Source organism: Desulfuromonas carbonis (assembly GCF_054658035.1).
The window spans coordinates 480973-503438 of record NZ_BAAHXR010000002.1 but is presented as its reverse complement, the minus strand read 5'-3'; the positions used below and the strand labels follow the sequence as shown (position 1 = coordinate 503438).

Below are 22466 nucleotides of genomic sequence, written 5' to 3'. Positions count from 1 at the left end.
TTCGTTTGATGCGTCGATCCGTTTGGCCGCTTTTGCTTCTTATCTTCCTGTTCACCGTACTTGTCGCCTGCCAGCAGGAGACGCCGGCGCCGTCAGCGGCGGGTGGGGGGAGCGGCCTCGGCCGGGTGCATGGCACCATCGTTACCCCCCTCGAGGGGAGCCTGCTCTACGTCTACAAGAAGGGGATGGACCTCTACGGCCCGGCCTTTGCCCTCTCCGAAGCGACCGGCGCTGACGGCAGCTTTGATCTGCAACTGCCGCCCGGCGATTACATCGTCGTCGCCCGGCGCCGGGTCAACGGCGAGAATGCCGGGCCGGTGCTGGCCGGGGACAATAAGAGCGACTTCATCAATATCACCGTGACCGAAGCCGGGCGCGAACTGACCATCGTCGCCCCCACCAAAGTTGGCGACAGCCGCCGCCTGACGACCGACACCGAAGTGACCAAGACCGGCCTCTCCGGCCTGGTGACCGACGCCGACGGCAAGCCGGTGGAGGGGGCGCGGGTTCACGTCTATGACCATGTGCAGATGTCGGAGCGTCCCAAGTTTGTTTCCGAGAAGACCGGCCCCGATGGTCGTTACCTGCTTTATCTTCCCGCGGGTGGAACCTACTACCTGGCGGCCCGGGACAAGTTTGGCGGCCCGCCCAAGCTCGGCGATCTTTACGGTCGTTACGACCAGGGGACGATTGAACCTTCGGCGATCGTCGTTCGCCAGGGTGAAGTCCTCAAAGACGTCAATATTACCGTGACCAAGGTCTGGTGATGCGCCTACTGTCGATCCTGTTGTTGCTGACCCTGCTGGTCGCCTGCACCGAGCGCCGCGGTCCCATCGACCTCGGCGCCCTCGAAGGGAAGGCGCGGGGCGGTGACGCTGCTGCGGTCTCCGAGCTGGTCGACCTTCTTGCTGTGGCCGAAAACAATGTCAACGGCAGGGCTTACCAGATTCTCGTCGATCTCGGCGACAAGGCGGTGCCGAAGCTGCTGACCAAGGTCGCCAGTTCCGACCGCGAACAGCGCGAGCATGTGATCGCGGCGCTCGGCAACCTCAAGGTCAAGGCGGCGCTGCCGGCGATAATCAAGGTCCTCGCCGACCCGGCCCTCGGTCGGCGCTATGTCGCCGCCTGGGCCCTCGGCGAGATCGGCGATCCGGCAGCGATCCCGGCGCTGGTGAGCGCACTGAATGACCAGGATGCGGAGGTGCGCAAGTACGCGACCCGTTCGCTGATCAAGTTCAATCGCCAGGCGGTGCCGGCGCTCCTCGCCGCGTTGCCCAAGGCCTCGGACGTGGCCGGGGCGGGGATGGTGCGGGCCCTCGGCGACATCGCCGATCCCGCCTCCCTCGACGCCCTGCTCGCCCGGGTCGATGGTCCCAACCGGCGCGAGGTCTTTACCGCCCTCGGCAAGCTGCGCGATCCCCGCGCGGAGGACGCCCTGATCGCCGGTCTTGGCGACAGCGACTGGCAGGTGCGGATGAATGCGGCGATGGCCCTCGGTCCGATCGGCGGTCCTGCCTCGATCAAGGCCTTGCAGCGGAGTATGGAAGACGAGGTCCACGTGGTGCGCGAGTGGTCGGCCCGCTCCCTCGAGATGATCGGCGGCAAGCACGTCAAGTACCGAAACGAGAAGGGGGAGTATGTCGCTCCCTACGCCATTTATCATTGATAATATGGCCTGTTGGCGGAGTAATGTTCACCCATTGCATTAACTCATAAGGGACGTTGGGGCTTTGCTGAAAAACCTTTTTGACATACCCGGTCTTGGCCGCCTGCTGCGTTCCACCTGGGGCTGGCGCCTGGTCCGCCTCGCCGCCCTGATCGTGACCGTGGCGATGGCGGCATACGGCTGGCACCAGCACGCCATCCCCGGGGTCGCGGTCAAAGACCCGCTGATGTATACCAACCTCGCCAACTATCTGTTCTGGGTTATCTGGATCATGGGGGTGGTCTTCGTTGCTCTCCTCTTCGGGCGCGGCTGGTGCACTGTCTGCCCGGTCGGCTGGCTCAACGGGCTCTTCGCCCGCATCGGCCTGAAGCGGCCGCTGCCGCGCTGGCTGCAGAACTTTATCCCGGTAACCCTGACTTTGGTGGCGTTGCAGCTTGCGGTCTACTTCCTGGCGATTCACCGCTACCCCGACTACACTGCAACCCTCATCGCCCTGGTCCTGTTGCTGGCCGCCCTCTGCGGGCTCATCTTCCGCAAACGCGCCTTCTGCACTCTGCTTTGCCCGGCCGGGGCAGTCTTTGGTCTCTACGCGCGGGTGGCACCCTTCCAGTTGCGGGTGAAAGATCCCGATATCTGTGCTGGTTGCGACAGCCAGTCCTGCATTTCCGGCGCACCGGTCTGGAAGCGGTTGGCGACGGGACCCGCCGTCCTCTACTGGCAGAGCTGCCGGCCCGACTGCCCTGTTGACTTGGTCCCGGCCCAACTCGAGGACAGCGCCGCCTGTACTCTTTGTCTGCACTGCGCCGAAAATTGCTGCCACGACAATATCCTCCTTGGCCGCCGCCCCTGGCTCGCCGATCTCGGCCCCGGCTATCTCAGCCCCTCGGAAAGTGTCTTTTTCCTGGTGCTGCTCGGCATGCTCACCGCCAACTTTGCCAAGGTTTACGTCGATCTGCGTGAGGCGATCTTCTGGTTGCCGCAACAGGGCGCGGTACTCCTCGGCTGGCAAGCCTCCGGCTACTATGTCCTGGCCGCCCTCTGGGTCGCCATTGGCCTGCCGCTGCTGCTGGTTCTTCCCGGCTATCTGCTGCTGCGGCTCGGCCGGGTCCGGTTTGAAGGCGAGGTCGAACAGCCCGCTACGCCGAGCGCCATGCCGCAACCGGCGGGAGGCGACTTCGGATTCTGGGGGAGTGTCGGTCGCCTCGCCTTGCCCTTCATCCCGCTGGTCCTCGCCGCCCACGTCGTCCTGGCGGCAGTCAAGATCAACGCCAAGGGGGCGTTTCTCCCCTTTGTCCTCGGTGACCCGAGCGGAGTTCGCAGCTATCTGGCGATGAACGTCATGCGCACCGTCAACACCCCGGGCGTAATGATTCCCCTCGATATCCTCAAGTGGCTGGTCCTCGGCCTGCTTGTGGCCGGCTATCTCCTTGCCCTGACCGCCGCGCGCCGCGCCGCGCCACGCCTCTTCAGCGATGCCGGCACCGCGCGCCGCTACCTCGTTGCCTCGGTTGTGGGCGTCACGCTGGTCGCTGGGCTCTATGGCGCCACCATCATCCGCTGGCTCTTCATCCGATGAAACAGTGGCCGCTGTTCCTTATCCTCCTGCTGCTTCTGCCCGGCGCCGCCGGTGCCTGCTTCGGTCCCAAGCTCCACGTCGGGATCGGTGCCGACCCGGCGAGCCAGGTACTGGCGGAAGTGGTCATCCTCTACGTCAAGGAGAAGACCGGCATCGAAACCGAGCGGGTCGCGCTCGGCGCCAGGGAAGGGGAGGCGGAACTTGCCGCCGACCAGATTGATCTCGCCATCTCCAGCGGCCTGAAAGGGGCCGACCGCCTCTTCGCGACTGGCGCCGGACCGAGTGTGGCGGTCGGTCCGCGACCCCGCCAGGACCTCCAGTTCACCACTGTCATGCCAGCGCTGGAAAAGCTGGCTGGACTCTTCGGTAGTGCAGATCTCGCCGGGTTGCAGGCTGCCGTTGCCGCCGGTGAGCCGGCCGCAGCCGCGGCGCGACGCTTCCTCCAGGAGCGTCGATGGATCTGAATCGGTTCCTGCTCCTGGTTCTTCTCGTTCTCAGCCCGTCCCTGGCGGCCGGCGCTACCGAGAATAGCGCTCCGGTCGAGGTCTCCGGCGTTCTCACCGGCACCCTGCACTGGCAGGGTGAGATCCATCTTGTCGGCGACGTGTTGATCCCTGCCGGCAGCCATCTCACCATCGCTTCTGGCACCACGGTTCGCGTCACTCCTGCCGAGGCAACCCGCATCGACCCCGAATTCCTTTCCTCCGGTACGGAATTGCTGGTGCGCGGCAGCCTCGAGGTCCTCGGAACCGCAACCGACCCGGTGCGCTTTTTGGCCGACGGCAAGGGGGATGCCGACGACAACTACGCCTGGGCCGGAATTCTTCTTGATCAAGCCTTCGGCAGTAGTGTGGAGGGGGCCATTATTGAGGGGGCGGAGACCGGCCTGCTGGTGATCGGCTGTTCGCCGCGCATCGAAGGCAACCGCATCAGCGGCAGCCGCTACGGCATTATCGTCCAGGCCGGCGGCGCGCCGAACATCCTCGACAACACGGTTGAAAACGGGGAGGGCGGCATCTTCTGCTGGGATGGCGCCCGGCCCTACCTGAAAGGGAACCGGATTCGGGGACAGGCCGAAGAAGGGATCTATGTCGATCGCTGGAGTCGCCCCTGGCTCGACCGCAACGAAGTTACCAGTAACGACCTCGGCCTGGTGCTCGGCCCCCGGGATCTGCCGGCCGACACCACCGCGATCACTGGCAACCGGGTCGATCGGATGTTTCTGGGGGGGCGGCCATGAGGTGCCTCGGCTGGTTGTTGTTACTGCTCTGGCCCGGATTCGCCTGGGGCGCGGAGCTTGTTTACCACGGCGAACAGACCCTGCTCAGCGATACGGTCTGGGACGGCACGGTGCTGGTAGACGGAATCCTGACGGTTCCGGTTGGGGTGACGCTGGAAATCCGCCCCGGCAGCGTCGTTCGCTTCACCCGAAACGACAGCAACGGCGATCAGATCGGTGAACATGAAATATTTGTTCAGGGGACCTTTCTCGCCCTCGGTAACGCGGCGGCACCGATCCTCTTTACCTCTGCCGAGGCGCAGCCGCAGGCTGGGGACTGGGGGGCGATCAATATGATGGCCTCGGAACAGGACAACCGGCTTGACCACTGCATCGTCGAATATGCCTACCGCGGTTTTCACGCCCATTTTGCCCGCGGCCATCTCAGCGATTCCGAGTTCCGCTACAACACCCGCGGCGCTCAGTTTCAGGAGTCGACGGTGACTATCGAGCGCTGCCGCTTCGTCGACAACCTCAACGGACTGCAGTTCCGGGATTCGACCGTCGAACTGCATGACACGCGGATCGCTGGTAACTACTGGGGGCTGCGCTGCGTCTACAGCCTGCTGACGATGAGTGGCTGCCGCATCGAAAGGAACCGGATAAACGGTGCCAATCTGCGCGATTCGACCCTCTTTGCCGAGCACAACTGCCTCACCGGCAATCGTAAAGGGCTCTATCTGCAGCGCTCCAAGGGAAGGATTCGGAGCAACCTGATCGCCGACAACAGCGAGCATGGCACCCTTCTTGAAGATTCTGCCTGTGATTTTATCGGCAACCGCCTCACCGGCAACGGCCGGGCCGGGCTGCGCATCGTCAACTCCGGGGTCACCCTGGCCAACAATGACTTTTCCGGCAACGGCGAGTACGCCCTGATCAACGACGGTACCACTGAGGTCTTTGCCGTCGGCAACTGGTGGGGGACGACCGACCCGGTACGCCTCGAAACCCTGGTCCGCGACGGTGCCGACCGGCCCGGACTCGGAAGGGTCACGCTATCGCCCGCTTTGCCCGCTGCACCTTCAATCCGCATGGAAGTGAAATGATGTCGAGCTCTTTTCTGAAAAAACTGGTCTGCGCCGGTCTCCTCCTCGGTCTTGTCCTGATCCCAGCCGCTTGCAAACCGCAGCGGGAACGACCGAAGATGAAGATCGGCTTTATGAATTGCAACAGCGCTCCCGAGACCTTGCAGCGGTTCCGGCCCCTGACCCGCTACCTTTCGGAGACTCTCGACATCGATTTCGAGGCGGTTCCGGTCGATACCCAGGATTTCGAGGAACGCTTTGCCGCAGGAGAATTCGCCTTCACCCACGGCAATTCGCTCCTCTACATCATTCTCAAGGAGAACCACAACCTGCAGCTGATCGCCACTGAGAAGCGCGGGCAGTTCGGTGCCCGCACCGCCGGGGCGATTATTGCCCGCAGCGACAGCGGTATGAAGACCTTGCAGGATATCAAGGGGAAGCGCATGGTCTTCGGGCCCCAGCTCGCCCCGACCGGCTATCTTGCCCAGTACAACCTGATGCTCGATGCCGGTCTCGACCCGGAGCGGGATCTGGCCTATTACGCCATTCCCTCCGGGTCCTACAAACATGAAAAGGTGATCTACGCCATCTATTTCGGTGCCTACGACGTCGCTGCCGCGCCGGCTCTCGATCTCGAAGTGATGATCGAAACCGGGAAAATTGATGCGGATGACATCACCATTCTTGGCCAGAGCCCGATTATTCCTTACTGCACCTTCGGCGCATCTGACCAGGTCGACCCGCAGCTGGTGGAGCGGTTTCGCAAGGCCCTGGTCGAACTGACCCCGGAGACGACCGTTGACATTGACGGTGAACAGGTCAAGGTGCTGAAGTCGGCGTGGATCGACGGTTTTGAACAATTGACGGACCAGGACTATGACCTGATCCGGAGCTGGGCGCAACGCGCCAACATGCCTCCGTATCAGAAATTCTAGGAAAGCTGGATGATACCTCGCGATCGTTTCGACCGGATCTTGGTGGTTCTGCTGCTGGTGGTTCTGTGTTCCCTCGGCGGCCTGCTGGTGACCCAGGGGCAGAGTGGGACCGCTGGCGCAGTGGCTGTCGACCGCAACCTGGAACGGGATCTTGCCGCACGGGCACGACTCGCTTTTTTCGAGCAGACTTATGCTCCGGTCGTCAGCTTGCAAGCGGCCGGAAATGACCAGCAGGCGCTGATGAAACTGGAAGAACTGGGCCGGCGTTATCCCGGCGAGGCCCATGGCGACATCCTGCGCGCGGCCAGCCTGTTGCGGCTCGGTGCGCTTCCCGAAGCAGTGGCCGCTGCGGTGCGAGCGGTACGCCGCAACGGCGATTACGTCGATCGGGACTCGCCCTTTTCCCAGCGCCAGGTCATTCAGCAACTGGTCGATGTGGGGCTCTCCTCCCTCGCCGAAAAGGCCCGCCTGACTCCGGGGAATCCGACTCTGGGGACAGCCCTGAAAAATGTCTACTACCTGCAAAGCCGGCTCGCCGGCGGTTGTGAATAGGGGATTGCTGTTTGGGACGATTTGACCGTCATGGCTGGTTGATTCTCTTCGCTGGCGCGGCCCTGGGTCTCGCCGGAGTGATGCTGGCAGCCTGGGGCAACCCGGAGAACTCAGGGATCTGCGTCTCCTGCTTTATCGAGAACAGCGCCGGCGCCCTCGGTCTGCACGGCAACGAGCGGATGCAATATCTGCGTCCCGAGTTGATCGGTTTTCTGCTCGGTGGAACTCTCAGTGCCGCCCTGTTTCGCGAATTCCGCAGTCGCGGCGGCAGCGCTCCGTTGCCGCGCTTTGTTTCCGGGCTCTTTCTGATTGTCGGCTGTGCGGTCTTTATCGGTTGCCCGATCAAGCTGGTGTTGCGCCTGACCGCCGGTGACTGGACCGCTGTCGCCGGTATGGTAGGTCTGGTTGGCGGGGTTTGGGTCGGCCTGCGCTGCCTGGCAGCCGGGGTACATTTTGGCAGCGGCCATCGCCAATCGGGAGGGAGCGGTCTCTGGTTGCCGGCACTCTTCTTGCTTTTTCTGGGCTTGCTCTTCTGGCAACCGGCGTTTCTTGCGCTTTCAAGCAGCGGCAGTGGGGCCCAGCATGCACCGATGCTGATCTCCCTCGGTGTGGGACTCACCCTCGGTGGGCTCGCCCAACGTAGCCGCTTCTGCATCACCGGGAGCCTGCGGGATCTGCTTTTGATGGGACGCCGGGCGCCCCTGGGGTGGGGTTTGGCCGCTTTCTTCGTGGTCGCCCTGGCCGCCAATATTGGCACCGGGCAGTTCCACAGCGGCTACTACGGGCAGCCCGGTTCCCACCTTGACGCGCTCTGGAGTGGCATCGGCATGTTGCTGGTCGGTTGGGTTTCGGTTCTGATCGGTGGTTGCCCGTTCCGACAATTGATCAAGGCCGGGGAGGGGGATGCCGACGCCGGACTCGCCGTTCTCGGCATGTTTGCCGGCGGTGCTCTGGTTCAGGCCTGGGGCCTTGCCGGTACAGCTGCCGGTGTTCCCCTTTTCGGCAAGGTGGCGGTCCTCTGTGGCCTCGTATTTGTTCTCGTCAGTTGTCTGCTCTTTCGGGAACGGAGCTGTGCCTGAAGCTTTTACAAGGAGATCTGGTTTGCAACAACCCAAACGCAACCCGGCGCTTATCTGGCGTCATGAAAAACGACGTGAAGAAGAGATCCTGGCCGCCATGGCCAAGGGCGAGGACGTCTCCGAGCGGGGAACTGTGATCCTGCTTGAAGGTGGGACCATGCACCAGCTTAATCTGGTCGGCGGCATGATCTGGAGCCTCTGTGACGGCAATCGCAGTCGGGAGCAGATTGTCGAGGCGCTGGCGACGGAGTTCGACGCCGAGCGCAACGAACTTGAAGCCGACGTGGCGATCTTTCTGGAGGACCTCCAGGGAAGGGGGTGGCTGATCGATGGCTGACGCGACAACGGAGCTTCTCTCCGCACCACTGACATTTAACTGGACCCTTTCGTTCCGCTGTAACTTCAGCTGTTCACACTGCTATAGCCGCGACGAGATTGCCGAGGAGTTATCGACTGCCGACCTCAAGCGGATTGTCGACATTCTGGCCGATCGCCAGGTGCCCTTCATTAATTTCGGCGGCGGCGAACCGTTGATTCGCGAGGATCTCTTCGAGGTTGCAACCTATGCCAGCAGCAAGGGGCTGCGGGTCTCGATGAATTCCAACGGCTGGTTGATCGATGGCGCGGTGGGCCAAAAGTTGAAGGACGCAGGTTTTGCCAGCGTCGGCATCAGCCTCGACAGCGCCGATGCCCTCTTGCATGACGATTTCCGGAACATGCCCGGATCGTATGATCGGGCGCTGCGGGCCCTGGATTCCCTGCGCAGCGTCGGTCTGGCGAGTACCATGAGTTCAGTGATCTCGCGCATCAACTACCGCGACTATCCCCGCCTCCTCGATCTGGCCCGTTCCTACGGGGTTGGCCAGGTTTACCTGCACAACTTCAAATGCAGCGGGCGCGGCTTCAAGAATCGCGAAGAGCTCGACCTCGATCCCGGCGAGTGGAAAGCCTTTTATCAGGAGGCCTTGCAGGTGAAGGCCGAAACGACCGATTTGAATATCTCTTTCGACGATCCGGTCATCGCCTCCCTCCCCGGGTACCAGGAAAACCCGTTGGTAAAAGGGAGCAGTTGTGGTAAGCTTTCGCTGCATTTACGGCCCAATGGCGACATTACTCCCTGTGGATTCATCCCCCTGGTGGTTGGTAATATCCTGCGGGACGATTTTGATGCGATCTGGTACGATTCCCCGGTCCTCAAGGGGATGCGGCATAAAGAAGCGACCGGCAAATGTTCCGGTTGTGGTTCCTTTGCCGACTGTCTCGGTGGCTGCACCGCTCGTGCCTTTGCCACCACTGGCGAGTTCAATCAACCCGATCCCCATTGCTGGAAATAACTGGCGCCGTGGTGGTGCCTGCGAATAGACGTCTGATCCACACAATTCCAAAGGAGGTGAGGCCCATGAAAGCGTATTTGAAGCCCCGGGTGGTTGGTTCCTCGAACGTCCATCCCTGCTGAACAAAGAAAGGGGGCAGTGAAGACTGCCCCCGATTTTTTTTATGTCACTCGATCTCCTTGATGCTCCGTTGCGGCTGACCTGGGATTTGCATGGCGGGTCCGACCCGGTTCCCATGGATATTGCCCGGGAAGTTGCCCGCAAGGTCGCCGCGGCCGGGGTCTTTTTCGTCTTTTTGGAAGAAGAGCCTTTCGCTCATCCCGGGTTTGCGGAAATTATCGCGCTGCTGCGCGCTGGCAACTGCCAGGTCACGGTGGTTTGCCGCGGTACGGAGATAGAACTGGCCGCGGCCAGTAATGGACCGCTGCCGGACGACCTGCTGCTTGATGCGAGCCGTTTTGTTACGCGTGCGGCGGTCGATAAACCTGCCCTCCATGCCGCACTCTGCGCTCTGCGCAAGGCTGGTGCAAATCCCGGCCTCCTGCTGGTCCCAAATACCGCAAATCTTCACTCACTTCCAGTACTTGCCGACTTCTGCCGCGATCACGGAATCGGCCGTTTTAAGTTGCCAAACGTACGTATCGATGCTAACTTTGGCCGCTCCTCCGAGCCACCGTTGCCCCCTGTTGCACTCCGGGAGTTCCAGTCGTCCATAGCTGCCGCAGGCAGTGATCTCGGCCGGGGTCTTGCCCTCGAGGTCCACGACCTTTTCCTCTGGGAGATTCTCTTTCCGGGTGGCGGCGGTGAGCGCAGCGAATATGGTGGGTGTCAGGCCGGCAACAGTGTCGGTTATGTCGATGCCAGCGGTGACCTCTATCCCTGTTCTTCCTGGCCGCGACTGATCGGTTCATTGCTCGAACATTCACTCGACGAGCTCTGGCACTCGGCGCAGAGACTGGCCATTCGTGAACAGATAGCGACCGTTCCTGCCGGCTGTCGTGGTTGCCGGGACTATCCCGTCTGCTTTGGTGGCTGCCGTGGCCTCGCCGAAACCTTTGCGCACGGAACCGAGCGCGACCCCGCCTGCGACGGTCCGCGCTGAGCGGACGAAACGGACTCATGGCCATTTACCTCGATAACGCGGCGACCACCTTCCCGAAACCTCCATCCGTGGCAGCAGCGGTCACCCGAACCCTGACCGATGCTGCCGGCAATCCCGGACGGGGGGCTCATCGTCTCAGCCTTGACGCTGGCCGCATTCTCTTTGAGACCCGCGAAGCGGTCAGTGAAATGTTTGGTGTCGGTGATCCGGCGCGCGTGGTCTTTACCGCCAACGCGACGATGGCCCTGAACCTGGCACTCTTTGGTTTTCTTGCGCCGGGCGACCGGGTTGTGACTACCAGCATGGAGCACAATGCGGTCACACGTCCGTTGCGCGCCCTCGCGGAGACCGGGGTTCAGGTGGTCAAGGTGGCTGGCGACGCCCTGGGGAGCGTCAACCCGCAGCTGTTGATGGAAGCCTGCCGCGCTGAGCGGACCCGCATGCTGGTCCTCTCCCACTGTTCCAATGTCAGCGGAACTCTGCAGGCGATCGACGAACTCGGCCCCTGGTGTCGCCGCGAAGGAATCCTGCTGCTGGTCGATGCCGCCCAGAGTGCCGGGCTCTTTCCACTGCATCTTGAGGCCGGCGCTATCGATCTGCTCGCTGCTCCTGGCCACAAGGGGCTCTACGGGCCACAAGGGACCGGGTTTCTCTGCCTGGCCCAGGGGCTGGTGCCGCGGCCGCTTATTTATGGCGGCACCGGCGGTAACAGTCATTCCGAACTGCCGCCGGAGCAGTTGCCAGAGCGCCTTGAAGCCGGCACCCCCAATACGCCCGGTCTGGCAGGGCTCAAGGCCGGGATCGATTTTATCCGTAGCGTCGGGATGACGAAGATCAGGGCGCGCGAAGCACAACTCAACGGGCAATTGCTCGAGGGGTTGCAGGCGATTCCCGGTATCTCACTCTTCGGTCCCCGCGATCCCGAGCAGCGCGGCGGCGCTGTTTCTTTCCTCCTCGCCGGTCGTGACCCCGCAGAAATCGGTTTCCTTCTCGACCGCGATCATGGGATACTGACCCGCGTCGGATTGCACTGCGCACCGGATGCCCATCAAACCCTTGGGACCTTTCCCCGCGGCACGATTCGCGTCAGTCCGGGGTACTTCAACACTTCCGACGATATTGAACAACTGCTTGCAGCGCTGGCCTTTCTGGCCAACCAACCTGCTGACTGAATAGGACGTGACTTTCATGGTAAGGAGATTCGAGATGCTGAAACAGCTTTTGCGCCTGATCCCCGGGGCCCTGCTGGTCCTCACCTGCGCGGCCTGTTCCCTGCCGCCCGAGAATCCGGTTACCCGCGAACAGCTGATGAAAACCCGTATCTACAATGCCTACATTATTGAGGAATCGCCGGAGCAGGTCCTTAACGCGCTCAACTCTTACGGTGAAGTGATCCTCGCCGCCAAGCGCAACGTCCCCGGCAAGAACTATCCGGTGCATGTCAAGATCCTGGCCACCAGCGAAGGGCTGGAAGTCCTCGATTACGACCGCTGACCTGGTTGGAACCACCCCCTGACGAATCGGATACCCCCGATGAAAAAATTCTACGTTCTGGACACCAACGTCCTTTTGCACGACCCCCAGGCCCTGTTCCGTTTTGAGGACAATGATGTGGTTATCCCGATCACCGTGATCGAGGAGATCGACCGCTTCAAGAAAGACCTCAACGAAACCGGCCGCAATGCCCGCCAGGTCTCCCGTCTCCTCGATGGCCTGCGCGGCGAGGTGCCCCTGGTTCAGGGGGTGGCGCTCGAAGGGGGCGGCATGCTGCGGGTCGATCTTTACACCGAAGACTCCATGAAGCGGCTCCCTCCGGAGTTGCGGGTTGATCGCGGCGACAATCGCATCCTGGCGGTCGCCCTGGCGCTGAAGTCCACCTGCAATTGCCCGGTGGTCCTGGTGACCAAGGACACCAACCTGCGCATCAAGGCTGATGCCATCGGCTTGACCGTCGAAGACTATGAATCGGACAAGGTTTCCATCGAGGAGCTCTACCCGGGATCGGCCGAGGTCCTGGTCGACAAGGACGAGGTCGATCGTTTTTATGGCCAGGGCTTCCTCCCGCTGCATGGGGACTATCGACCCAACCAGTGCCTCACCCTGGTTGCGTCCACCAATCCTTCCCATACCGCCATCGGCCGCTACGCCGCCGGTCAGCAGCGGGTCGTCCCCCTGATCAAGTCGCCCAAGGAGGGGCTCTGGGGGATTCATCCGCGCAACCGCGAGCAGCAATTTGCCATCGATATGCTGCTCAACGAGGATATCCAGCTCGTTACCCTGGTTGGCAAGGCCGGCACCGGCAAAACCCTGCTGGCGATTGCCGCCGGCCTGCTCAAGGCCGCCGACGAAGGGGCCTACAGCCGCCTTCTCGTCTCCCGCCCGGTCTTCCCGATGGGACGGGACCTCGGCTTTCTTCCCGGCGATGTCGAAGAGAAACTGGCGCCCTGGATGCAGCCGATTTTTGACAACGTCGAGCTCCTCCTCGGCAGTGTCGATGAACGGGGCAAGCGCAAGCGGGGCTATCGGGAACTGGTCGACATGGGGATTCTCGAAATCGAGGCCCTGACCTATATCCGAGGCCGCTCGATTCCCAAGCAGTACATGATCGTCGATGAGGCACAGAACCTGACTCCCCACGAAATCAAAACGATCGTCACCCGGGCCGGGGAGGGGACCAAGCTGGTGCTGACCGGCGACCCCTACCAGATCGACAACCCCTATGTTGATTCGTCGAGCAACGGTTTGACCTATGTGGTGGAAAAGTTCAAGGACCAGGAGATCTCCGGGCATATCACCCTGACCAAGGGAGAGCGCTCCCCGCTGGCGGAACTGGCGGCCAACCTGCTTTAGGCCAGAGTTGAGAGGTCAGCTTAAAGATTGAGCGGCAAACCATTGGACCTGAAGCACTTTTCTTCTCCCTTAACGCTTGACCAGCCTGCCCATGCTGCTTCTCTGCCTTGAATCTTCCTGTGATGAGACCGCGGCCGCCGTTGTGCGCGACGGTCGCCAGGTGCTGTCCAGTGTCATTGCCTCCCAGGTCGATATCCATGCCCGTTATGGCGGAGTGGTGCCGGAGCTTGCCTCCCGCAGTCACCTCGAAGCGGTCATCCCGGTAATCGAAACAGCTTTGCAGGAGGCCCCAGTAACCCTGGAGGAGATCGAAGGGGTCGTCGTTACCCGTGGCCCGGGGCTGATCGGTGCGCTTCTGGTCGGGCTCTCTGCAGCCAAGGCGATCGCCTATGCCCGCAATCTGCCGCTGGTCGGCGTCCACCATATTGAGGGGCATCTACTCGCCATCCAGCTTGAAACACCGATCGCCTACCCGTTCCTCGCCCTGGTTGTATCGGGCGGGCATACCCACCTCTACCGGGTGGACGGCATCGGTCGCTACCAGACCCTGGGCCGCACGATTGATGATGCTGCCGGGGAAGCCTTTGACAAGGTCGGGAAACTCCTCGGCCTTGACTATCCCGGCGGCCCGCGGATCGATGCCCTCGCCAGGGAAGGGAATCCGGCGGCGGTCGCCTTTCCCCGGCCGCTGCTGCACAAACCTGGCTCCGATTTCAGCTTCAGCGGCATCAAGACGGCGGTTTTCAATTATCTGCAACAGCAGCCGGCTCTCGATGAAGGCGGGCGTGCCGATACGGCGGCCAGCTTCCAGGCTGCGGTGGTCGAGGTGTTGACCCGCAAGACGATGGCGGCCGCAGAAACGGCCGGCCTCGAACGGATCGTCATCGCCGGCGGGGTCGCCTGCAACCGGGGGTTACGCCAGTCGATGCAGAACGCCGCCCGGAATTGCAGCCGGCAGGTCTTTTTCCCTTCGCCCTCCCTTTGTGCCGATAACGCCGCGATGCTCGGTGTTGCCGGCAATTTTCGCCTCAAAGCGGGCGCCAACGACGCCCTCGATCTCAACGCTGTTGCCAGCTGGCCCCTTGACCGGGTAACGGCTGGTACGCCCGGCTGATGACGGACGGTCACCATGTGGCGACGCTGGAGGATGATCCGACAGGTCAAGCTGCAATTTCTCCGCTTTGCCCGGCTCAGCGGGACCCCGGATGATATCGCCAAGGGGATGGCTCTCGGCATCTTTATCGGCATGACTCCGACCTTCGGCTTCCAGATGGCGATTGCCGTCTGCTTTGCCTGGCTGCTGCGCGAAAACAAGCTTGCTGCCGCCCTTGGGGTCTGGATCACCAACCCGGTCACCGCCCCCTTTATCTATGCCCTCGAATATGAAACCGGCCGGGTCCTCCTCTCGATGGAGCGGGTGCACCTCCCCGCGAATTTTACCTTCGCGGCCTTGCGTCCCCTCGGCTGGGAAGTGGTATTGCCCCTCTGCTTCGGCAGCCTCCTCTACGCGCTGGTCTCCGGCGCCCTCGCCTATGCCGTGACCCTGCGCATGATTCCGGTCGTCCGCAACTGGCGCATTCCCCGCTGGCCCCGGCGCCGGCGTTAATCTCAGGTGGGTCGAATTCCCCGAAGCTTGCTTCGATGAAAGCGATCAATCTAAACTTTTGATACCCCGTAGCTTGCTGCGGGGAGATTCATTTCGAGCCTTCTCCGGCCATGAACGGATAGACTTAGATGCAGTATCGACCGAAAAAACGTTTCGGGCAGAATTTTTTGCGCGACTCCGCAGTCGTGGCCAAGATCCTGGGTGCCGCCCGGATCGAGGCGGGGGATCGGATCCTCGAGATCGGTCCGGGCCTCGGCGCCCTGACCGACCAGCTTCTGGCCGCTGCCGGCGAGGTGACCGTTATGGAGGTCGATCGCGACCTGGTGGCCAGCCTGGCCGCCCGCCGGGAGCCGGGGCTGCGCATCATCGAAGGGGATTGCCTCGACCTCGACTGGGCCGCCGCCTTGCCGCTCCCCCCCTACAAGCTGGTTGCCAACCTGCCGTATAATATTTCCAGCCAGGTCCTCTTCAAGGTCCTCGACCATCGGGTTCGCTTCTCCCGGCTGGTACTGATGTTCCAGAAGGAGGTGGGCGATCGTCTCTGCGCCGCGCCTGGCTCCTCCGCCTATGGCATCCTCTCGGTCTTCTGCCAGCTTGAATTCGACATCCGCCGGGTGACGGTGGTTCCGCCGGGTGCCTTCTTTCCGGCCCCCAAGGTCCATTCGGTGGTGCTCGAATTCGTGCCGCTGCCGACCCCGCGGGTCGTAATTGCTGACCAGCGCCTCTTTCGCCGTGTGGTCAAGGGGGCCTTCGGCCAGCGGCGCAAGACCCTGCGTAATTCCCTGCTTGGCGCCGGGTTCCTCCCCGGAGAGATCGACCGCGCCATCGAACAGTGTGCCATCGCTCCGCAGCGGCGGGGAGAAACCCTCAGCCTCGAGGAATTTGCCCGCCTCAGTGCTGCTATCGCGGCGACGGCCGAGAACTGACTGCCGACCGGAGGTTTCATGCCCGACATCATCGCGAGGGTCAATGGCCAGCCCCTGACCCGGAACGACCTCGACAATGCCATTCAGGGCTATGCCCTGCAGCATTATCGCAAGAGTATGGACCAGCTCAGCGCCGAACAGTTGCGGCAGGCGACCGAACTGGCCCTGGAACAGCTCCTTGCCCGGCAGCTCCTCTTTCTGCAGGCTCTTGCCGGCGGGATCGTCGCCCCGGTCCCGGCAATTGAAGCCGAACAGGAGCGCCTGTGTGCCAACTTTCCCAGCGCCAAAGAATTTTTCGCGACCCTCGCCAAGGCGGGGATTTCGCCCGCTGACCATTTTCGCATGCTGCGCCAGGACCTCACCGTCAATCTCTTCTGTGAGCGGCAGCTCGCCGAGCTGGCCCCGCCGACGGCAACCGAGCTGGAGCGGGCCTGGAACGAGCAGGGCCCGCGGTTGCAAATGCCCCTTAAAATAAGGGCTGCCCATCTGTTGATTCGGGATCCGGGCGGACAATCGGCGCCGGCGCGGCAAAAGTGCGCCGCCCTTGCTGCCGAAGCCACTCCGGAAAACTTCGCTGCGCTGGCGCGCCAGCATTCCGCCTGCCCGAGTGCCGCTTCCGGCGGCGACCTCGGCTGGGTCCGGCGCGGGACGATGGCTCCCGAGTTCGAGGATCTTGCCTTTGACCTCCCGGCCGGCGCCATTGGAGGTCCGGTCGCCACCCAGTTCGGCTGGCATCTGGTCCTGGTGCTCGAGCGACAAGAGGCAAGGCCTCTTTCCCGGGAGGAGGCCCTGCCGCAACTGCGGCAAAAACTGCATGAAGAACGTCGCAACCAGGCGTTGCAGGCGCTGGTCCGCGACCTGATTGCTGCTGCCGACATCCGTCTTTTCGACGCCACACTCCCCTGGCCCTCCTCCTTGTCAAGTCCCGGATGATCACCTAAGCTTAAGGGCACGGTCGCCGCCCACGACGGGCGGTGCAGTAACGGCAGCTCCATTCCCCCTCAACGAAGAGTGGAATCATGCGCGTTATCTTCGAAAATGCTACCGAACCCGCCAATGCTGACGATCTCGTTGCCAAGATCAGCGCCGCCCGGCAGCTCGCCGTCGAGGAAGTCGATCCTGGAGCGCGGCCACTTCTGCTTGCTCTTGCCGACCTCCTCCAGGCCAGCACCCCTCCCTTTTTCCTGCTCCCCCTCGCTCCCCCCGAACTCGCTCAATTCCTGCTGGGAATATTCCGGTTTCTGGAACATCCCGCGGGTGAGCCTGCGGTCGCCTTTTACCCCCTGCCCGGCGACCGCAGCCTGCTCCTGACCAATACGGTCGACGCCCCCTACCTGGTGCATACGGTCCAGGCCGGGCTGGTGCGCCAGGGCATTTCCTTCCAGGTCGTCAGCCACCCGCTCCTCGCCATCGACCGCAGTGCTGGCCGGATCAGCAGCATTGGACCGCTGGATGGGGCCGGGGAAAGGGAATCGCTGATTGTCATTCTACTGCAGGGGTTCCAGGACCAGCAGGGCGATTCGGTACGGGCTGTGACCCTGGCCGGACTCGAAGCCGCTCTCGTGGTACAGGCTGCGCGGCCGGCGATGCAGTCGGTCCTGGCCCGACTTGGCGATGCCTGCACCGTCAAGTCGGAACGGGATTTTATTCACTGGCTGCAGGAAGGGAGTTACATCCCCTTTGCCTATCGGCAATTTTTGACCGATTGCGAAGGCGAGCCGGTCGATCCCCTGCCTGAGGTTGCTGGCAGCGTTCTTGGGCTGGTGAACCTGCCGCCCGACCCGGACGCCTGCCAGCGATTGCAGCGTCAGCATCGTCTGGTGGTCGAAACAACCACCTTGCCGAGCCCGATCCTGGCGAATGACAACCTGGTCTATATCGGTCTTTTCGAGGAACGGGACGGACAGCGGTTCGAACATGCCTTTTGGGGACTCTTCTCCGAACAGAGCACCAATGCGCCGAACGACACCATCCCGGCCCTGCGCCAGCGCATCGAGGCGGCCCTCGGCCGCCTCGGCATTCCCCGCGATTGCCACGACTGGCGCAAGACCATGGAAATCGTGAATACCTTTCCCAAGGTCGAGCTCTTTTTTATCTCCGCAGACGAACTGGTTTCGGTACTGCGCTCCTTCACCCAGATTTATCGCCATGGCAGCGTCAAGGTGGTCATCACCCGCAGTCTCGCGGTGCGCGGCCTGACCCTGTTACTGATCATGCCGCGGGAGTTTTACGGCAGCGACAACCTGGCGCGGATCGAAAAATTTCTCGGCCGCGCCCTGCAGGCCGACGACCTTGCTTCCCGGGTGATACATATCTCCAGTGATTACCTCAGCCTGCATGTTTCCGCCCGTCCCCGGGCCGAGCAGCTGCACATCGACCAGACCCGCCTGGAACGTGGCCTGACCCGCCTGGTTCGGCCCTGGGACGAGCGCCTGCAGCGCCAGATCAACCATGCCTTCGGCGAGCAGGGCGGACGTCGGCTCTGGCGCCGCTACGGGAAAACATTCAGCCGGGAATACCGGACCCTGGTGCATCCCCGGTTCGCCATGCGCGACCTGCAGGTGGTCGAAAAGCTGCTCACCGACGGCGCCGATCGGGTTGACCTCTGGGGGCCGTTCCCCGACCCGGGGGGAGAATACTTCCGACTCCAGTTCTACAGCCTCAGTGAAAAATATCTCAATGACCTGATGCCGATCCTGGAAAATCTCGGCCTCTGTGTGATCGACGAGGTCGACTTTTCCCTGACCCCGGACCCGCATCCGGTCTATATCAAGAGCTTTGCCGTGCGCGGGGCCCAGGCCGGACATCCCAATCTCGCCGCACTGCGCAAACCCCTGCTCGAGGCCTTTCTTGCCCTCCATCGCGGGGCCGCTGAAAACGACTACCTCAATCGCCTGCTGATTCCGACCGGCCTCGACTGGCAGCAGATCGATGTCTTTCGTGGTTACCGGAACTACTATTTCCAGCTCGGTTCTCCTTTCACCAAAAAACGGGTCGCCTTTGCCCTGATCAACAATCCCGAGGTGGCCCGTCTCCTCTACGACTATTTTGCCGCCCGTTTTTTCCCCGACCCGCGCTGGGAGGACCTGGCACGGCGGGAAGAGGAGGGGCTCTCCCCCCTGCGCCAGGAACTCGTCGCCCTGCTCGAAGCGGTTGCCGACCCCAACGAGGACCGTATCCTGCGCACCCTCTTCAATCTCATTGATTCCACGGTCCGCACCAACTTCTTCTCGCGCCGCGAGCAGGACGACTACTTTTTCGCTTTCAAGATCAGCGCCCTCGGCATTATCGAGATGCCGGCGCCGCGCCCCCTCTTCGAAATCTATGTCCATGCGGCCAGCATGGAGGGAATCCACCTCCGTGGTGGCAAGGTGGCGCGCGGCGGCATTCGCTGGTCTGACCGGCCGGACGATTTTCGCACCGAGATCCTCGGCCTGATGAAGACCCAGATGACCAAAAACGCGCTGATCGTGCCGGTCGGCTCCAAAGGCGGATTTGTGATCAAGCAAGCGGTCACCAGCCGCGAAGAGGGGGCCCGGCTCTCCCGTGCGGCCTACCAGGTGCTGATGCGCGGCCTGCTCGACCTGACCGACAACCGGGTGGAAGGGAAGGTTGTCACCCCGGACGGGATCGTGGCTTACGATGATCTGGACCCCTACCTGGTGGTCGCCGCCGACAAGGGGACGGCACAGTTTTCCGATACCGCCAACGCCATCAGCCGCGACTACGGCTTCTGGCTGGATGATGCCTTTGCCAGCGGCGGCTCGCACGGCTATGACCACAAGGATCTCGGCATCACGGCGCGGGGGGCCTGGGAAGGGGTCCGGCGTCATTTTCAGGAGCTTGGTGTCGATATCCAGAAGGAAGCCTTTACTGTGGTCGGCATCGGGGACATGAGCGGCGATGTCTTCGGCAACGGCATGCTGCTGTCACCGGAGATTCGCCTGCTGGCCGCCTTCGATCATCGCCACGTCTTCCTTGATCCGAACCCGGACCCAAAGACTTCCTTTGCCGAAAGGCAGCGCTTATTCAACCTGCCGCGCTCCTCCTGGGACGATTACGATCGCGCGCTGATCTCTCCGGGAGGGGGGATCTTCCCCCGGGACGCCAAGGAGATTCCTCTTTCCGAGGAGGTGCGGCGCTGGCTGGGTGTGCGCCATGACCGGATCGATGTCTCCGGCCTGATTCGCCTTCTGCTCTGCGCCGAGGTCGACCTGCTCTGGAACGGCGGTATCGGCACCTATGTCAAGGCCAGCCCCGAAAAACACGAGGACGCGGGGGACCGTTCCAATGATTCCCTGCGGGTCGATGGCGCCGAATTGCGCGCCAAGGTGGTCGGGGAGGGGGGGAACCTCGGTTTCACCCAGCGCGGGCGCATCGAGTATGCGCTCCACGGCGGGCGCATCAATACCGACGCCGTCGACAATTCGGGGGGCGTGGACTGCTCCGACCACGAGGTTAACCTGAAGATCCTGATGCAGGGGGTGCTCAGCCGGGGCGAACTTTCCGGCAGCGAGGAGCGCAACCGGTTTCTGGCCGAATTGACCGACGATGTGGTCGAGGCGGTCCTTGCCAACAACAGGCAACAGGGGCTTTGCCTCTCCCTCGATCAGCGCCGCTGTGCGGTCGATAACGAACCCTTCTTTGTCTTGACCGACCGCCTGACCCAGGCCGGTCTCCTCGATCGTCGCGGGGAATTCCTGCCGACGGTCAAGGAGGTGCTGGCCCGGGAAGGGGGTGTGCTGAGTCGACCGGAACTGGCCATCCTCATGGCCTACAGCAAGATGCAGCTCTACGCCACCCTGCTCGAGAGCGATCTTCCCGACCGGGAAGCGTTGCAGGAGCGGCTGGCCTCCTATTTCCCCCCGGCGGTGGTGCAGCGCTACGGCGATGAGTTGTCGCAACACCCGCTGGCCCGGGAGATCTGCGCTACGGTGCTGACCAACGAGCTTGTCGGCCAGGCCGGTTCTGCAGTACTCAACCAGCTGGCGAAGCAGTCGGGTGCGCCCCTGGAGCGGGTGGTGGAGACCTACCTTGTCTTTGACGGCGCGCTCGGCGGCAGGGAGATGCGCCAGGCAATCGAGACTGTCGGCACCAAGCTGCCGATCGAAGAGCAGTATCGCCTGCTGCTGGAAATCGAACAGGTGCTGGGTGTCATGTGCGAGTGGGCGCTGATGCGCTATCTCCCCGTCGTCGCGGAGGCCGGAGCGCTGGATCACTACCGGGAACTGGTCTCCCAATACCGCAAATCCCTGGGCGGGCTGCTCCGGGAGGAGGACTGGAGCCAATGTCGTGAGCGCTCAGCCGACCTCGAGAAGAACGGTTTTGATCCGGAAACGGCGCAGCGCATCGCCAGTCTCGGCTGGTTTGGCAATTTCGTTCCGCTGGTCGAACTGCTGGAGAAGAGCGGCGGCGATCTCTTCTCGGTCTCCCAGACCTTTACCGAGGTTCGCGACCGGCTCGGAATCGATCTTCTCGTCGCCGGGCTGGACGGGGTACCGCTGCGCGACCGCTGGGACCGCCTGGCGCGCCAGGCTCTTGGCGCCGCCTTCCAGCGCGGAGCCTTCCAGCTCACCCTGCAGGTGCTGGCGAAAAGCGCCGGCAACCCGGACGCCTATTTCACCGGCCGCCGCGCTCCGTTTCGCGCCTACCAGGCCCATCGCGAGGCGTTGCGGGGGAGCCGGCCGGCCAACTTTCACGCCTTTACCGTCCTCTCCCGGGCCCTTGAGGCCCTGATTGATGAAGAGAACTTCAAGGAGCCCCGCAAATGATCCGCACCTCTCTCGGCCCCGGCATCACCTTTTTCCCGCAGCCGATGACTCTGGTTGGCAGCGTCGACAGCAACGGTGCCTGTGACCTCATGGCGGCTTCCTGGGTCGGTGTCGTCAGCAAGACGCCGCCCACCCTGGCCCTCTCCCTCCATCATGGGCGCCAGTCCTATGCCAATATCGCCGTCAGCGGCGAATTCTCGGTCTCCCTTGTCCCCGAATCGATGATGGCGGCTGCCGACTTTTGCGGCCTGGCCTCGGGGCGGGATCACGAAAAATTCAACCTTACCGGTCTCACCCCGCAGCCGGGAACCCATATCAAGGCGCCATCGGTGGCGGAATCCCCGTTGTGTGTCGAGTGCCGGGTCGCCAGCGAGGTGGTTCTCGGTGACTACCGCCTGCTGCTCGGCGAAATCCTCGATATCCAGGTCGCCGCCGCGGCTATTGACAGCACTGGCCGGATTGATCCGCACCTGGTCGCCCCGCTGGTCTACCTTGGGGGTATTCGTGAATACTGGGGTCTGGGAGGGAAGATCGGAACCGCCTACAGCGACGGCAGGCGATTCTTTGCGACCAGATCGTAAGCAGGCGAGCGGGACCCCTGGCGCGCCCCGGTGATATCTCTTTACAGTGGCGCCAGCACCATGCTATAGACTAGAACGCTTTTTTGAAGACCGCGATCCGCCCGGGACCCGTACCGGAGCAGGCCATGATCGGTGGTTTTCAACTCATCCAAGACCGCCTGGATCCGCGGACCGGGACGGAAGG

General features: G+C 62.6%; 21 protein-coding genes. All 21 read left to right on the top strand.

Going from position 1 to position 22466, the window contains the following annotated elements:
* The first annotated feature begins 8 nt into the window (after positions 1–8).
* The 21 genes from ACYQ8E_RS04685 to ACYQ8E_RS04585 all read left to right on the top strand — a co-directional run bounded on the left by ACYQ8E_RS04685 (position 9) and on the right by ACYQ8E_RS04585 (position 22282).
* Positions 9–767 carry a peptidase associated/transthyretin-like domain-containing protein gene (locus ACYQ8E_RS04685; protein ID WP_459860287.1) on the top strand — a complete coding sequence of 253 codons (759 nt, stop codon included), beginning with the start codon at positions 9–11 and terminating at the stop codon, positions 765–767.
* Entirely contained in the window at positions 767–1666 is a 900-nt protein-coding gene (locus ACYQ8E_RS04680) for a HEAT repeat domain-containing protein (protein ID WP_066727404.1), read from the top strand. The genes ACYQ8E_RS04685 and ACYQ8E_RS04680 overlap by 1 nt, the downstream gene beginning before the upstream one ends.
* Before the next feature lie 64 nt (positions 1667–1730).
* On the top strand, positions 1731–3242 hold the full coding sequence (locus tag ACYQ8E_RS04675) for a 4Fe-4S binding protein (RefSeq protein WP_066727402.1): 1512 nt from the start codon (positions 1731–1733) through the stop codon (positions 3240–3242).
* On the top strand, positions 3239–3706 hold the full coding sequence (locus ACYQ8E_RS04670) for a hypothetical protein (RefSeq protein WP_066727401.1): 468 nt from the start codon (positions 3239–3241) through the stop codon (positions 3704–3706). The genes ACYQ8E_RS04675 and ACYQ8E_RS04670 overlap by 4 nt, the downstream gene beginning before the upstream one ends.
* Positions 3697–4482, top strand: a complete 786-nt coding sequence (locus ACYQ8E_RS04665) for a NosD domain-containing protein (protein ID WP_066727400.1) — start codon at positions 3697–3699, stop codon at positions 4480–4482. Before ACYQ8E_RS04670 ends, ACYQ8E_RS04665 begins: the two co-directional genes overlap by 10 nt.
* Positions 4479–5567, top strand: coding sequence for a right-handed parallel beta-helix repeat-containing protein (locus ACYQ8E_RS04660; protein WP_066727399.1), 1089 nt, complete (start codon positions 4479–4481; stop codon positions 5565–5567). The genes ACYQ8E_RS04665 and ACYQ8E_RS04660 overlap by 4 nt, the downstream gene beginning before the upstream one ends.
* The gene (locus ACYQ8E_RS04655; protein WP_066727397.1) at positions 5564–6481 is read left to right on the top strand and encodes a phosphate/phosphite/phosphonate ABC transporter substrate-binding protein; all 918 of its coding nucleotides are present in this window, start codon (positions 5564–5566) and stop codon (positions 6479–6481) included. Before ACYQ8E_RS04660 ends, ACYQ8E_RS04655 begins: the two co-directional genes overlap by 4 nt.
* Positions 6482–6490: 9 nt before the next feature.
* The gene (locus ACYQ8E_RS04650; RefSeq protein ID WP_066727395.1) at positions 6491–7033 is read left to right on the top strand and encodes a hypothetical protein; all 543 of its coding nucleotides are present in this window, start codon (positions 6491–6493) and stop codon (positions 7031–7033) included.
* An 11-nt stretch (positions 7034–7044) separates the two neighbouring features.
* Positions 7045–8112 carry a YedE family putative selenium transporter gene (gene yedE / locus ACYQ8E_RS04645; protein ID WP_066727393.1) on the top strand — a complete coding sequence of 356 codons (1068 nt, stop codon included), beginning with the start codon at positions 7045–7047 and terminating at the stop codon, positions 8110–8112.
* 22 nt (positions 8113–8134) lie between these two features.
* Positions 8135–8449, top strand: coding sequence for a pyrroloquinoline quinone biosynthesis peptide chaperone PqqD (gene pqqD, locus ACYQ8E_RS04640; RefSeq protein WP_066727391.1), 315 nt, complete (start codon positions 8135–8137; stop codon positions 8447–8449).
* Positions 8442–9446 carry a GeoRSP system radical SAM/SPASM protein gene (locus tag ACYQ8E_RS04635; RefSeq protein WP_066727389.1) on the top strand — a complete coding sequence of 335 codons (1005 nt, stop codon included), beginning with the start codon at positions 8442–8444 and terminating at the stop codon, positions 9444–9446. The genes pqqD and ACYQ8E_RS04635 overlap by 8 nt, the downstream gene beginning before the upstream one ends.
* A 163-nt stretch (positions 9447–9609) precedes the next feature.
* A complete protein-coding gene (locus ACYQ8E_RS04630) occupies positions 9610–10548 on the top strand; it encodes an SPASM domain-containing protein (protein WP_066727387.1) in 939 nt (312 codons plus the stop codon).
* 17 nt (positions 10549–10565) lie between these two features.
* Positions 10566–11720 carry an aminotransferase class V-fold PLP-dependent enzyme gene (locus tag ACYQ8E_RS04625; protein WP_066727386.1) on the top strand — a complete coding sequence of 385 codons (1155 nt, stop codon included), beginning with the start codon at positions 10566–10568 and terminating at the stop codon, positions 11718–11720.
* Between the two features lie 34 nt (positions 11721–11754).
* Positions 11755–12042 (top strand): hypothetical protein, encoded by a 288-nt coding sequence (locus ACYQ8E_RS04620; RefSeq protein ID WP_066727384.1) that lies wholly within the window; start codon positions 11755–11757, stop codon positions 12040–12042.
* Between the two features lie 39 nt (positions 12043–12081).
* Positions 12082–13398: a PhoH family protein gene (locus ACYQ8E_RS04615; RefSeq protein ID WP_066727382.1), complete on the top strand. Its 1317-nt coding sequence runs from the start codon at positions 12082–12084 to the stop codon at positions 13396–13398.
* Positions 13399–13489: 91 nt separating this feature from the next.
* On the top strand, positions 13490–14512 hold the full coding sequence (gene tsaD, locus ACYQ8E_RS04610; RefSeq protein WP_066729782.1) for a tRNA (adenosine(37)-N6)-threonylcarbamoyltransferase complex transferase subunit TsaD: 1023 nt from the start codon (positions 13490–13492) through the stop codon (positions 14510–14512).
* 33 nt (positions 14513–14545) lie between these two features.
* Positions 14546–15004 carry a DUF2062 domain-containing protein gene (locus tag ACYQ8E_RS04605; protein WP_459860280.1) on the top strand — a complete coding sequence of 153 codons (459 nt, stop codon included), beginning with the start codon at positions 14546–14548 and terminating at the stop codon, positions 15002–15004.
* A gap of 128 nt (positions 15005–15132) precedes the next feature.
* Positions 15133–15930 (top strand): 16S rRNA (adenine(1518)-N(6)/adenine(1519)-N(6))-dimethyltransferase RsmA, encoded by a 798-nt coding sequence (gene rsmA, locus ACYQ8E_RS04600; protein WP_066727378.1) that lies wholly within the window; start codon positions 15133–15135, stop codon positions 15928–15930.
* Between the two features lie 18 nt (positions 15931–15948).
* Complete coding sequence (locus ACYQ8E_RS04595) at positions 15949–16863, top strand: peptidylprolyl isomerase (protein WP_066727376.1); 915 nt, start codon at positions 15949–15951, stop codon at positions 16861–16863.
* Positions 16864–16949: 86 nt separating this feature from the next.
* Positions 16950–21701, top strand: coding sequence for an NAD-glutamate dehydrogenase domain-containing protein (locus ACYQ8E_RS04590; protein ID WP_066727375.1), 4752 nt, complete (start codon positions 16950–16952; stop codon positions 21699–21701).
* Positions 21698–22282, top strand: a complete 585-nt coding sequence (locus ACYQ8E_RS04585) for a flavin reductase family protein (RefSeq protein ID WP_066727373.1) — start codon at positions 21698–21700, stop codon at positions 22280–22282. Before ACYQ8E_RS04590 ends, ACYQ8E_RS04585 begins: the two co-directional genes overlap by 4 nt.
* Positions 22283–22466: the final 184 nt, after the last annotated feature.